11 protein-coding genes are annotated in these 12,324 nt (G+C 66.7%); 7 read left to right on the plus strand and 4 right to left on the minus strand.

The annotated features are described in order from the left end of the window. Positions 1-7: 7 nt before the first annotated feature. Positions 8-640, plus strand: coding sequence for an SCO family protein (locus AC1G9C_RS00530; protein WP_480409170.1), 633 nt, complete (start codon positions 8-10; stop codon positions 638-640). 110 nt (positions 641-750) lie between these two features. Here AC1G9C_RS00530 and AC1G9C_RS00535 read toward each other — a convergent pair whose 3' ends face one another. Then, the gene (locus AC1G9C_RS00535; protein ID WP_480409171.1) at positions 751-1,701 is read right to left on the minus strand and encodes a homoserine kinase; all 951 of its coding nucleotides are present in this window, start codon (positions 1,699-1,701) and stop codon (positions 751-753) included. 17 nt (positions 1,702-1,718) lie between these two features. Continuing rightward, positions 1,719-2,003, minus strand: coding sequence for a DUF2782 domain-containing protein (locus AC1G9C_RS00540; RefSeq protein ID WP_122109494.1), 285 nt, complete (start codon positions 2,001-2,003; stop codon positions 1,719-1,721). A gap of 73 nt (positions 2,004-2,076) precedes the next feature. Here AC1G9C_RS00540 and polA point away from each other — a divergent pair, with 73 nt between their 5' ends. After that, positions 2,077-4,872, plus strand: a complete 2,796-nt coding sequence (gene polA, locus AC1G9C_RS00545) for a DNA polymerase I (RefSeq protein ID WP_480409172.1) — start codon at positions 2,077-2,079, stop codon at positions 4,870-4,872. Between the two features lie 455 nt (positions 4,873-5,327). Here polA and yihA read toward each other — a convergent pair whose 3' ends face one another. Next, entirely contained in the window at positions 5,328-5,978 is a 651-nt protein-coding gene (yihA, locus tag AC1G9C_RS00550; protein ID WP_021443639.1) for a ribosome biogenesis GTP-binding protein YihA/YsxC, read from the minus strand. Between the two features lie 245 nt (positions 5,979-6,223). Between yihA and AC1G9C_RS00555 the strand changes: the two genes are divergently transcribed. The 5 genes from AC1G9C_RS00555 (at position 6,224) to AC1G9C_RS00575 (ending at position 10,627) form a co-directional block, all read left to right on the plus strand. Continuing rightward, positions 6,224-6,514, plus strand: coding sequence for a c-type cytochrome (locus tag AC1G9C_RS00555; RefSeq protein WP_021443640.1), 291 nt, complete (start codon positions 6,224-6,226; stop codon positions 6,512-6,514). Between the two features lie 51 nt (positions 6,515-6,565). Beyond that, positions 6,566-7,171: a c-type cytochrome gene (locus AC1G9C_RS00560; RefSeq protein WP_021443641.1), complete on the plus strand. Its 606-nt coding sequence runs from the start codon at positions 6,566-6,568 to the stop codon at positions 7,169-7,171. A 152-nt stretch (positions 7,172-7,323) separates the two neighbouring features. Further along, a complete protein-coding gene (locus AC1G9C_RS00565; protein WP_480409173.1) occupies positions 7,324-7,950 on the plus strand; it encodes a thiol:disulfide interchange protein DsbA/DsbL in 627 nt (208 codons plus the stop codon). Positions 7,951-7,969: 19 nt separating this feature from the next. Next, positions 7,970-8,842, plus strand: coding sequence for an endonuclease/exonuclease/phosphatase family protein (locus AC1G9C_RS00570; protein WP_480409174.1), 873 nt, complete (start codon positions 7,970-7,972; stop codon positions 8,840-8,842). Positions 8,843-8,851: 9 nt separating this feature from the next. Beyond that, a complete protein-coding gene (locus AC1G9C_RS00575; RefSeq protein ID WP_480409175.1) occupies positions 8,852-10,627 on the plus strand; it encodes a diguanylate cyclase in 1,776 nt (591 codons plus the stop codon). A gap of 13 nt (positions 10,628-10,640) precedes the next feature. On the opposite strand, the gene AC1G9C_RS00580 is transcribed toward AC1G9C_RS00575, so the two are convergent. Then, entirely contained in the window at positions 10,641-12,167 is a 1,527-nt protein-coding gene (locus tag AC1G9C_RS00580; protein ID WP_457788364.1) for a nucleobase:cation symporter-2 family protein, read from the minus strand. Between the last annotated feature and the right edge of the window lie 157 nt (positions 12,168-12,324).

The raw sequence follows: 12,324 nt of genomic DNA on the forward strand, positions 1-12,324 counted from the left end.
GGCTGTCATGACCCGCACCCAGATCACCGTCTTCGTCCTCGTCGCCATCGTCGCCCTGGTGCTGGGGCTCACCGTCAACAAGGTGCTGACCGCCAAGGGTCAGGGCGACCCCACCGCGCTGCTCGACGCCGGCATCGTGCTGCTGCCGCAGAGCCGCAGCCTGCCGGCGCTGACCCTGACCGACCAGGACGGCGCCGAGGTGGCGGTGGATCAGCTCAAGGAGCAGTGGAGCCTGCTGTTCTTCGGCTACACCTTCTGCCCGGACATCTGCCCGGCCACCCTCGCCCAGCTGCGCCAGCTGCAGGGCCAGTTGCCCGAGGAAACCCGCGCGCGGCTGCGCCTGGTGCTGGTCAGCGTCGACCCCAAGCGCGACACCCCGGAGCAGCTGAAGAAGTACCTGGCCTATTTCGATGCCGGCTTCGTCGGCCTGACCGGCGAGGAAGCGACGCTGCAGAAGTTCGCCAACGCGGTGAGCATCCCCTATATCCCCGCCGACACCAGCAAGGACAACTACACCGTCGATCACAGCGGCAACCTGGTGATCATCGGCCCGGACGGCACCCAGCGCGGCTTTATCCGCGCGCCGATCAACAACGCCAAGCTGGCCGAGCAGCTGCCGGGGCTGGTTTCAGGCAGCTAACGGTACGCCCGTGTCTGCGTAGGGTGGATGACGCTTTTGCATCCACCACTTCGGCGCCAGAGGGGCTATAGCCGATAACGTTCTGGTGAATCGGTGAAGCGTGATCCACCCTACAAGGCGAACGGTAGCGCCAGCTCGACCCGCTGGCGCTGCGCCAGGCGGCGTTGGAACTCGCCCGGATCGTGGATCAATACCTCCTGCCCGGCGAAGGACTCGGCGGCGATCAGCCGCGACAGCCAGAAGCGCACGCAGGCGATGCGCAGCATCGCCGGCCACAGCTCGGCCTCGGCAGCCGTGAAAGGCCGCAGCGCGGCATAGGCGCCGAGCAGGGCGCGGGCGCGGGCGCCGTCCAGGCTGCCGTCCTCGTGCGAGCACCAGTCGTTCAGGCAGATCGCCAGGTCGTAGAGCATCGGCCCCGAGCAGGCGTTGTAGAAGTCGATCACCCCGGCCAGGTGGTTGCCGTCGAACAGCACGTTGTCGCGGAACAGGTCGGCATGCAGGTTGGCCCGGGGCAGGGCGAGGATGCGGGCTTTCAGCACGGCGATCTCGGCCAGCGCGTCGCGCAGCAGCGGCAGTTCCGCTTCCGGCAGCCTGAGCGCCAGGCTCGGGCCCTCGGCCAGCATCCAGTCCAGGCCGCGGTCGCTGCGCCGCTCCAGCGGCCGCTCGCGGGTGGCCAGGTGGATACGCGCCAGCAGGCTGCCGACCTCCTGGCAATGGTGGGCGTTGGCCGCGTGCACGTGCTTGCCGGCCAGGCGCGGCTGCAGCAGCGCTGGTTTTTCCGCCAGGCTGCGCAGCGCCTGGCCATCTTCCGTGCGCAGGGCGTAGGGCACCGGCAGACCGGCGTCGTGGAGCACGTCAAGCAGTTCGATGAAGAACGGCAGGTCGGCCACCGGGCCGCGCTCGACCAGGGTCAGGACGTACTCGCCCTGCTCCAGGCTGACGAAGAAGTTGCTGTTTTCGCTACCCGCGGCGATGCCCTGGAAGTCGCGCAACCGGCCGAGCCCGTAGGGCGCCAGGAAGACTTCGAGCTCGTGACGTTCCAGGGGGGTGAATACCGACATATCAGACCTTAATTGCCTTACCAGCTAAAGATTTCCCAGGAAGGGATCAGCATGTCCGGATCGTCCGAACGTATGAAGTTGCCGTCGCTGCCGTCGGCGCGAACCAGGAAGTAGGGTTTGCCGTTTTTCGGAATGACCTTGATCGCGTAGAGAAAACCGTTGACCCGGTATTCCTGGATGGTGCGGTCGCCGTCCTGGCGGATGGTCACATCCGGGTCGCCGGAAACCGGATCTTCGGCATGCGCGGCGAGGGGGGCGCAAGCCAGCAGGCCGACCAGCAAAAGGCGTTTGACTGTACCCATGGTAACCTTGCTCCTTGATTTCAATGATGCGGTCATTCTAGCGCCGCACCCGCCGAAAAGGTTGATCCCGCTCATGAGCCAAGCCCCGCTGATCCTGGTCGACGGTTCCTCCTACCTGTACCGCGCCTTCCACGCCCTGCCGCCGCTGACCACCTCCAAGGGCCTGCCCACCGGGGCGGTCAAGGGCGTGCTGAACATGCTCAAGAGCCTGCGCAAGCAGTATCCGAACAGCCCCTTCGCCGTGGTCTTCGACGCCAAGGGCGGCACCTTCCGCGACGAGCTGTTCGCCGAATACAAGGCCAACCGCCCGTCCATGCCGGACGAGCTGCGTGTGCAGGTCGAGCCGCTGCACGCCAGCGTGCGCGCCCTCGGCCTGCCGCTGCTGTGCGTGGAAGGGGTGGAGGCCGACGACGTGATCGGCACCCTGGCCCGTCAGGCCGCCGGCGAGAAACGCGACGTGGTGATCTCCACCGGCGACAAGGACATGGCCCAGCTGGTCTGCCCGCACGTTACGCTGGTCAATACCATGACCGGAAGCGTCTACGATGCCGATGGCGTGAAAGAGAAATTCGGTGTCGGTCCCGAGCTGATCATCGACTACCTGGCGCTGATGGGCGACAAGGTCGACAACATCCCTGGGGTGCCCGGGGTCGGCGAGAAGACTGCCCTGGGCCTGCTGGTCGGCGTCGGTGGCGGGCTCGACGTGCTCTACGCCAACCTCGACAAGGTGCCCGAGCTGCCGATTCGCGGTGCCAAGAGCCTGCCGGCCAAGCTCGAAGAACACCGCGATATGGCCTACCTGTCCTACCAGCTGGCCACCATCAAGACCGACGTCGAACTGAACATCGCCATCGACGACCTGCACCCGGGCGAGCCGGATCAGGCGGCGCTGGTCGAGCTGTACGGCGAGCTGGAATTCAAGAACTGGCTCGACGAGCTGCTGCGGCAGAACAAGCACCTGGCGGCCAAGGCCGCGGCCCCGGCCGGCGACCTGTTCGCCGAGCCGGCCAGCGACGGCGCCGAGGACGTCGCCGAAGCGCTGCCGCCGAGTGCCGGCGACTACCAGCTGGTGCTGGAACAGGCGCAGTTCGACGCCTGGCTGCAGAAGCTCGAGCAGGCCGAGCTGATCGCCTTCGACAGCGAGACCACCAGCGTCGACGCCCAGCAGGCGCAACTGGTCGGCCTGTCCTTCGCGGTCAAGGCCGGCGAGGCCGCCTATATCCCGCTGGCGCACAGCTATATGGGCGTGCCGCAGCAGCTCGACCGCGACCAGGTCTTGAACGCGCTCAAGCCGATCCTCGAAGACCCGGCCAAGGCCAAGGTCGGCCAGCACGCCAAGTACGACATCAACGTCCTGGCCAACGCGACGCCGCCGATTGCCGTGCAGGGCGTGGCCTTCGACACCATGCTCGAATCCTACGTGCTGGATTCCACCGCCACCCGCCACGACATGGACAGCCTGGCGCTGAAGTACCTCAATCACAGCACCATCCGTTTCGAGGACATCGCCGGCAAGGGCGCCAAGCAGCTGACCTTCGACCAGATCGCCCTGGAACAGGCCGGCCCCTACGCCGCCGAGGATGCCGACGTCACCCTGCGCCTGCACCAGGAACTGTGGCGCCGGCTCGAAGCCGTGCCGTCCTTGGCCAAGGTGCTGCGCGAAATCGAGATGCCGCTGGTGCCGGTGCTGGCGCGCATCGAGCGCAACGGCGCACTGGTCGACGCCAAGCTGCTCGGCGAGCAGAGCGTCGAGCTGGGCGACAAGCTGGTGGAACTGGAGCGCGAGGCGTTCGCCATCGCCGGCGAGGAGTTCAACCTGGCCTCGCCCAAGCAGCTTGGCGTGATCCTCTACGAAAAGCTCGGCTACCCGGTGATCAGCAAGACCGCCAAGGGCCAGCCGTCCACCGCCGAGGCGGTGCTCGCGGAACTGGCCGAACAGGATTTCGAGCTGCCCAAGGTGCTGATGCAGTACCGTAGCTTAAGCAAGCTCAAGAGCACCTACACCGACAAGCTGCCGGACCAGATCAACCCGCGCACCGGGCGCATCCACACCAGCTACCACCAGGCGGTGGCGGCCACCGGTCGGCTGTCGTCGAGCGATCCGAACCTGCAGAACATCCCGATCCGCACCGCCGAAGGGCGGCGCATCCGCCAGGCCTTCGTCGCGCCCAAGGGCTACCAGCTGCTGGCGGCGGACTACTCGCAGATCGAGCTGCGCATCATGGCCCACCTGGCCAAGGACGAAGGCCTGCTGGATGCCTTCCGCCACGACCGCGACGTGCACAAGGCCACTGCCGCCGAAGTGTTCGGCGTGGCGCTGGAGGAGGTGAGCAGCGATCAGCGGCGCAAGGCCAAGGCGATCAACTTCGGCCTGATCTACGGCATGAGCGCCTTCGGTCTGGCTAAGCAGATCGACGTCGACCGCAAGCAGGCGCAGGCCTATATCGACCGTTACTTCGCCCGCTATCCCGGCGTGCTGAGCTATATGGAACGCACCCGCGCGCAGGCCGCCGAGCAGGGTTATGTGGAAACCGTCTTCGGCCGCCGCCTGTACCTGCCGGAAATCCACGCGCAGAACCAGGCCATGCGCAAGGGCGCCGAGCGCGCGGCGATCAACGCGCCGATGCAGGGCACCGCGGCGGACATCATCAAGCGCGCGATGATCGCCGTGGACGCCTGGCTGCAGGACAGCGGCATCGACGCGCGGATCATCCTCCAGGTGCACGACGAGCTGGTGCTGGAAGTGCGCGAGGAACTGGTCGAGGAGGTCGGCGCGCAGATCAAGGCGCTGATGGGCGGCGCGGCGGAACTGGACGTGCCGCTGCTGGTGGAAGTGGGTGTCGGCGCCAACTGGGACGAGGCGCACTGAGGGGCGCCTCCGACCGGGCGTGGGGGGCGCTGCGCACCGGCGAGGGGCGGTCGGCGCTCCCACGAACAAGGCTCCAGGGAATCAGCAGGTCGCTGGTTATTGCGAATGGTTTTTAAAATAGGGATGAACTTTCCGCGAAGGCGCCCGGTCAGAGTTCTTGAATGGCCGTTAAGCCTTTCAATGCTCCTATGTTGTGTTAAGTGTTGGCAGACATCTGAACCCCGCCCTAGCGGTTCAGACCTTAAACCCCGAACTTCTCCCTCCCCATACGAAGCTCGGGGTTTTTTTTGCCTGTAGAAAAGTGCGCGCTTGCGGCCTGCTCTCCGGGAGACGACTGCAGGGAGGCAGGAGTTGGAGCGACGCAGGATGCCCAAGCCGAGGGTGCCCGAAGGGCGGGAGAGGGAGCTTGCGCTCATGACTACTCGTCTCTCGGTGCGCCTTGCGCACCCTAAGCGTCAGGCCTCCTCGGCGCCTTCTTCATCCTCTTCCGGCAGCAGATCCAGCCAGCCGGCCAGCACCAGCTGCGCCTCTTCCACGCCCATGCGCTTGGGCGCCGAGAACAGCTGGATGCCGATGCCATCGCCCCACTGCTTGCGGATTTCCTGCTGCACCTTAAGCAGGGCGTTCTTCGCCGCGCCGAAGGCCAGCTTGTCGGCCTTGGTCAACAGGATGTGCAGGGGCATGCCGCTTGCCACCGACCAGTCCAGCATCATGCGGTCGAATTCGGTCAGCGGGTGGCGGATGTCCATCATCAGCACCAGGCCGCAGAGGCTCTCGCGGCTGCCCAGGTAGGCCTCCAGGTGCTTTTGCCAGTGCTGCTTGAGCGGGATCGGCACCTTGGCGTAGCCGTAGCCGGGCAGGTCGACCAGGCGGCGCTCGTCGTCCAGGCGGAAGAAGTTGAGCAGCTGGGTGCGCCCCGGGGTCTTCGAGGTGCGCGCCAGGCTGGCGTGGGTCAGGGTGTTCAGCGCGCTCGACTTGCCGGCGTTGGAGCGGCCGGCGAAGGCCACTTCCAGGCCACTGTCCTCGGGGCACTGGTCGACCTTGGCGGCACTGATGAGGAAGCTGGCCTGCTGGCACAGACCGATGATGGGGTTCTTCGGGAGCATGGGGGTATCCGGTGGGCGCCCCGCACTCGCCAGCTGGCGTTCGGGGACTTGCGACATTTCCGCGCACCTGCGGCACGCCAGGTGGCGCGGCAAGCGGCGTCGTTTCCGTTTCAGCGTTGCCAGTATATAATGCCGCAGATTTTGTGTGCGCTTTGTCCCACCCGCAGGAACCCGATTGCCGGGAACGATTAACCAGGCTGCTCGCTAGAAAGCAGAACGTTCCCCTCCCTGATGAGGTAGATCTGATGAAGAAAATGCTGCTCGCGGCTGCCGTAACTCTGCTGTCCTTCAACGGCTACGCTGCCCAAGATCCGCAAGCTGTATACGACCGTGCCTGTGGCGTTTGCCATAACGGGCAGATTCCCACGGCCCCGCAGAAAGGCGACAAGGCTGCCTGGGAACCGCGTCTGGCCAAGGGCATGGACGCACTGGTACAGAGCGTCACCAATGGTTTGAATGCCATGCCGCCCCGCGGGTTGTGCATGGACTGCACGGCGGAGGACTACCAGGCGGTCATCAAGCTGATGACCGAATGAGTGGACCCGGCCGATAACCCTTATCTCTCTTAGCCGTAGTTGGATTAGCTGATGAACAAAGTACTCGTGAGTCTGCTGTTGACCCTGGGCCTCACCGGCCTGGCACAGGCTGCCGGCGATGCCGCAGCCGGTCAGGGCAAAGTCGCCGTCTGTGGCGCCTGCCATGGCGCCGATGGCAACAGCCCCGCGCCAAACTTCCCCAAGCTGGCCGGTCAGGGCGAGCGCTACTTGCTCAAGCAGCTGCACGACATCAAGTCCGGCAACCGCCAGGTGGTCGAGATGACCGGCATGCTGGATAACCTCAGCGACCAGGACATGGCCGACATCGCCGCCTACTTCGCCAGCCAGCAGATGAGCGTCGGCGCCGCCGATCCCAAGCTGGTCGAGCGCGGCGAAGCGCTGTTCCGCGGCGGCAAGCTGGAAGAAGGCATGCCGGCCTGCACCGGTTGCCACTCGCCGAATGGCGCCGGCCTGGATGCCGCGGGTTTCCCGCAGCTGGGCGGCCAGCACGCCACCTACGTGGCCAAGCAGCTGACCGACTTCCGCGAAGGCAACCGCACCAACGACGGCGACGCGATGATCATGCGCGCCATCGCGGCCAAGCTGAGCAACAAGGATATCGAGGCGGTTTCCAGCTTTATCCAGGGTCTGCACTAAGCCGACTACCGTCGTAGTTGATAAGACAAAGGGTGGCTGTGGCCACCCTTTTTCGTCTGCGCCGCGGCTACAATGGCCGGAACCTGCCCCCGGGCGACGAGTCCTAGTATCGATTCGCCATTGGGCGACGCTTACCAGCCAAGGAGTACTCCATGCGTAACCTGATTTTCGGCGCCGCTCTGGCCCTCAGCAGCCTGTTCGGCGTCGCCGCCCATGCCGAGCCCGTCGCCGGCCAGCACTATGTCGAGCTGAAGAGCCCGGTACCGGTGTCCAAGCCCGGCCAGATCGAGGTGGTGGAGCTGTTCTGGTACGGCTGCCCGCACTGCTACCAGTTCGAGCCGACCCTCAATCCCTGGGTCGAGCAGCTGCCCGACGACGTCAACTTCGTGCGCATCCCGGCCCTGTTCGGCGGCGTATGGGACAAGCACGGGCAGATGTTCATCACCCTGGAAAGCATGAAGGTGGAGCAGAAGGTGCACGACGCCGTGTTCGCCGCCATCCACCAGGACAAGAAGAAGCTGGCCAGCCCCGAGGAAATGGCCGAGTTCCTCGCCACCCAGGGCGTGGATCAGGATGCCTTCCTCAAGACCTACAAGTCCTTCGCCGTCAAAGGCCAGATGGAAAAGGCCAAGAAACTGGCCATGGCCTACCAGATCACCGGCGTACCGGTGCTGGTGGTCAACGGCAAGTACCGCTTCGACATCACCTCCGCCGGCGGTCCGCAGCAGACCCTGGAGGTCGCCGACCACCTGATCGCCAAGGAGCGCGCCGCGCTCTGAGCGGCCGCTGGCGCCGACCATGCTGCGCCGCTGGCGACAGACCCGCGCGGTTGGCCTGTGCGACCCACAGGTCAACCCGCATTGCGCCGCTGGCGCCCAGTGGCCCGCCGACGGTCTGTTGCGCCTGCTCAGCTTCAACGTCCAGGTCGGTATCAACACCCAGCGTTACCATCACTACCTGACCCGCAGCTGGCAGCATCTGCTGCCGCATGCCGGGCGCAGCGGCAACCTGCAGCGCATCGGCGACCTGCTCGCCGATTTCGACCTGGTGGCGCTGCAGGAGGTCGACGGCGGCAGCCTGCGTTCCGGCTACGTCAATCAGGTCGAGTACCTGGCCCAGCAGGGCGCGTTTCCCTACTGGTACCAGCAGCTCAACCGCAACCTCGGGCGTCTCGCCCAGCACAGCAACGGCGTGCTCAGCCGTCTGCGTCCGACCCTGCTGGAGGATCATCCGCTGCCCGGCCCGCCGGGGCGCGGGGCGATCTTCCTGCGCCTGGGCGAGGGCGAGCAGGCGCTGGGGGTGGTGATGATGCACCTGGCCCTCGGCCCGCGCACCCGTACCCGGCAACTGGCCTACATCCGCGAGCGGGTCGGCGAGTTCCGCCACCTGGTGCTGATGGGCGACATGAACACCCACGCCAGCGATCTGCTGGAGAACTCGCCGCTGCGCGACCTTGGCCTGATCGCGCCGCAGGTTCAGGCGACCTTCCCCAGCTGGCGGCCGCAGCGCTGCCTCGACCATATCCTGCTCAGCCCGGGGCTCGAACTGGGGCGGGTCGACGTGCTCAGCCAGCCGATCTCCGACCACCTGCCGGTGGCCGTGGAAATCCGTTTGCCGCGCGCTCAGAGTAGTGGCCAAACGCCTATGCTGAAGGCGCCCTCCCGTGGATAAGCAGGCCGTATGAGCGATGACGCGCAACGCTGGAAAGACAAGTACCTGAGCAGCCTGGAGCAACAGGAAAGGCTCGAGCGGCGCTGGGAGCTGCGCCTCGACCTGCTGCGCCGCGGCCTGGTGCGCAGCAGCCTGGCCGCCGAGGGGGCGGACAAGGCGGTCGACCAGTGCATGCAGGAGATGCGCGATATCCTCCGCCGCGACGACATGGACGCGGCGCTCGGCGGCCTGATCCCGCGCCTGGAAAAGGCCGTGCTGGATTCCGAGCTGCGTCGCCAGCAGCGCGCCGGCGAGGCCACCGCGGCGCTGACCCGGCTGGTCGAACAGTTGCAGCAGCTGCAACCGCCGCGCGAGGTGCGCAAGGCGCTGAAGACGCTGGCCAAGCAGTTGCACGAGGCCAGCGGCCAGACGCATCAGCTGCCGGCGCTGCTCGGCCAGCTGAGCCGCCTGCAGGGGCAGGCGCTGGAGGTGCTGCGCACGCCGGCGGCCGAGCAACCCGGCCTGCTGCAGCGGCTGTTCGGCAGCCGCGGCGAGGCGGGCGGCGCCGGTGAGGCGAGCGAGCCGGCGCATGCGACGTCGCCGCTGGTCGAGGTGGCGCGGGTGCCTGGCGCCAGCGCGCCTTCTGCGCCGTCGACCGCAGCGCCGCTGCCGGCGCTGGACAGCCTGCCGCTGCCGCCGGGGCTGCTGGCGCAGGGCGAGGACGAGACGCAGCGTTTCGCCCTGCCCGGCAGCGAGCCCGGCTACAGCGCGGTGGCGCCGCATATCGCCGAGAGCCTGCTGGGCCTGCTCGCCGAGCTGGAGCTGCCGGCGCGTCACCAGCCGCAGGGCGAGGCACTGCGCCAACGGGTGCAGGGCGGGCTCAACTGGTACGAACTGGTGCCGGTGCTGGACGACCTGGCGGTGCTGGTGTTGGCGGTGAGCGACAGTGGCCAGCGCGAATTCGCCGGTTACCTCAAGCAGCTCAACGAGCGCCTGGCGGCCTTTATCGGCACCCTGAGCGAGGCGCACGAGGGCTACAGCGAATCGGTCGAGAGCGCGCGCGACTTCGACCGGCAATTGCGCGAGCAGGTCAGCGGCCTGCAGCACAGCGTGCAGAGCGCGGCGGATCTGGATGCGCTCAAGCAGGCCCTGGAGCAGCGTCTGGACGGTCTGCTGCAGACCGTCAGCAGCCACCAGCGCCAGCGTGACGGCCGCGAGGCCGAGGTGGCCCAGCGCCTGCAGAGCCTGGTGCAGCGGGTCGCCGAGATGGAGCGCGAGGCCCAGCAGTTTCGCGAGCATATCGAGGAGCAGCGGCAGAAGTCCCTGCTCGATCCGCTGACCGGCCTGCCCAACCGCGCCGCCTGGAGCGAGCGCCTGGAGCTGGAGACGGCGCGCCGCCTGCGCTACGGCGGCGAGCTGCTGCTGGCGGTGCTCGACGTCGACCATTTCAAGCGGATCAACGACAGCTACGGTCACCTGGCCGGCGACCGGGTGCTGAAGATCATCGCCGGCGAACTGCACAAGCGCCTGCGCAAGACCGACTTCATCGCCCGTTACGGCGGCGAGGAGTTCGTCCTGCTGATCCCGGCGACGCCGCTGGACGGCGGCGTGCAGCTGCTGGAGACCCTGCGCACGGCCATCGAGGCCTGCCCCTTCCACTTCAAGGGCGAGCCGGTGACCATCACCCTCTCCGCCGGGCTCGCCGAATTCCGTGGCGAGGAAGCCGCCGAGGCGGCGTTCGAGCGCGCCGACCAGGCCCTGTATCGAGCCAAGGCCGGCGGGCGCAACCGCATCGAACTGGGCTGAGCCGCGTTGTCCCTCAGTGCTCCGCCAACGCCGCCTGGCGCCGGGGCTGCGGCTGGCCGTGCGCGTCCTCTTCTTCCAGCAGCGGCACTTCCTGGCCCTGCGCGTCGTACAGCTTGCCGCCGACGAAATGGTCGCCGTCGTGCAGGGCGGCGATGTCGCGGTAGCGCAGGCTACGCTCGGTGCCGGCGACGAACACCGACTGCTGGTCGGAGTTGCCGGCGGTGAAGTGGTTGAACAGCAGGTTGAGCAGGATCGCCATGATCGCCGCCGAGCTGATGCCGGAGTGGAAGATGGTCTCGAACCAGGCCGGGAAGTGGTGGTAGAAGCTCGGCATGGCGATCGGGATCATGCCGAAGCCGATCGAGGTGGCGACTATCACCAGGTTCATGTTGTTGCGGTAGTCGACCTTGGCCAGGGTGCGGATGCCGCTGGCGGCCACGGTGCCGAACAGCACCACGCCGGCGCCGCCGAGCACCGAGGTGGGCACTGCGGCGATGATCCGGCCCATGATCGGCAGTAGGCCGAGGGTGACCAGGATCAGCCCGCCGGTGGCCACCACGTAGCGGCTCTTGACCCCGGTGACGGCGACCAGGCCGACGTTTTGGGCGAAGGCGCTCTGGGTGAAGGAGCCGAACAGCGGCGCCACCGCGCTGGCGATCATGTCCGCACGCAGGCCGTTGCCGAGGCGCTTGGAGTCGACCTTGGTGTCGATGATGTCGCCGACGGCGAGGATGTCGGCCGAGGTTTCCACCAGGATCACCATCACCACGATCAACATCGAAATGATCGCCGCCAGCTCGAACACCGGCATGCCGAAATGCAGCGGCGTGGGGAAGGCCAGTACCGGGCCGGCGCCGACCTTGGAGAAGTCGGCCATGCCGAAGGCCAGGGCCACCAGGGTGCCGATCACCATGGCCAGCAGGATCGACAGGCGCGAGATGGTGGCGCTGCCGACCTTGCTCAGCAGCAGCACGGTGGCCAGGGTGAAGGCAGCCAGGCCGATATTGGCCATGCTGCCGAAGTCCGCGGCCTGGCTGTTGCCGCCCATGGCCCAGCGCGCGGCCACCGGCATCAGGGTCAGGCCGATGGTGGTGATGACGATGCCGGTCACCAGTGGCGGGAAGAACTTGGTGATCTTGGAGAAGATCGGCGTGATCAGCAGGCCGATCAGCGCCGCGCCTATCACCGCGCCGAACACCACCGGCAGGCCGCCTTCGCCGCCATTGGCGCCGACTATGGCGACTATGGTGGCGACGCTGGCGAAGGACACGCCCTGCACCAGCGGCAGCTGACAGCCGAAGAACGGCAGGCCGAGGGTCTGCAGCAGGGTGGCGGCGCCGCCGACGAACAGTGAGGCGGCGATCAGCAGGCCGATGTCGGCGGGCGACAGCCCGGCCGCCTGGCCGACGATCAGCGGCACCGCGACTATGCCGCCATACATGGTCAGCACGTGTTGCAAGCCATAGAGGAGATTGGCGCCGATGCCGAGATTCTCGTCCTCGGGACGCGGGGCAGGAGCGCTGGTGGGGGTGGACGTCATGGTGAGGCTACTCGCTGTTGTTCTTGTCCGGTCAATGTAGACAAATTTTTATTATTTTGGCTACTACTTTGTATACATTCTTACGAGTGGTGTTTCTCGATACGATTTCGATAATTCCGGTCACAAAGGCATCGCCTGCGGCCTCTTCGCTGCAATC

The organism is Pseudomonas sp. ABa2 (assembly GCF_056676075.1).

Bases quoted from the DNA above. Each gene is read 5' to 3' on its own strand.
- AC1G9C_RS00530 (WP_480409170.1), top strand. From the start codon at position 8: ATGACCCGCACCCAGATCACCGTCTTCGTCCTCGTCGCCATCGTCGCC.
- AC1G9C_RS00535 (WP_480409171.1), bottom strand. From the start codon at position 1,701: ATGTCGGTATTCACCCCCCTGGAACGTCACGAGCTCGAAGTCTTCCTG.
- AC1G9C_RS00540 (WP_122109494.1), bottom strand. From the start codon at position 2,003: ATGGGTACAGTCAAACGCCTTTTGCTGGTCGGCCTGCTGGCTTGCGCC.
- polA (WP_480409172.1), top strand. From the start codon at position 2,077: ATGAGCCAAGCCCCGCTGATCCTGGTCGACGGTTCCTCCTACCTGTAC.
- yihA (WP_021443639.1), bottom strand. From the start codon at position 5,978: ATGCTCCCGAAGAACCCCATCATCGGTCTGTGCCAGCAGGCCAGCTTC.
- AC1G9C_RS00555 (WP_021443640.1), top strand. From the start codon at position 6,224: ATGAAGAAAATGCTGCTCGCGGCTGCCGTAACTCTGCTGTCCTTCAAC.
- AC1G9C_RS00560 (WP_021443641.1), top strand. From the start codon at position 6,566: ATGAACAAAGTACTCGTGAGTCTGCTGTTGACCCTGGGCCTCACCGGC.
- AC1G9C_RS00565 (WP_480409173.1), top strand. From the start codon at position 7,324: ATGCGTAACCTGATTTTCGGCGCCGCTCTGGCCCTCAGCAGCCTGTTC.
- AC1G9C_RS00570 (WP_480409174.1), top strand. From the start codon at position 7,970: ATGCTGCGCCGCTGGCGACAGACCCGCGCGGTTGGCCTGTGCGACCCA.
- AC1G9C_RS00575 (WP_480409175.1), top strand. From the start codon at position 8,852: ATGAGCGATGACGCGCAACGCTGGAAAGACAAGTACCTGAGCAGCCTG.
- AC1G9C_RS00580 (WP_457788364.1), bottom strand. From the start codon at position 12,167: ATGACGTCCACCCCCACCAGCGCTCCTGCCCCGCGTCCCGAGGACGAG.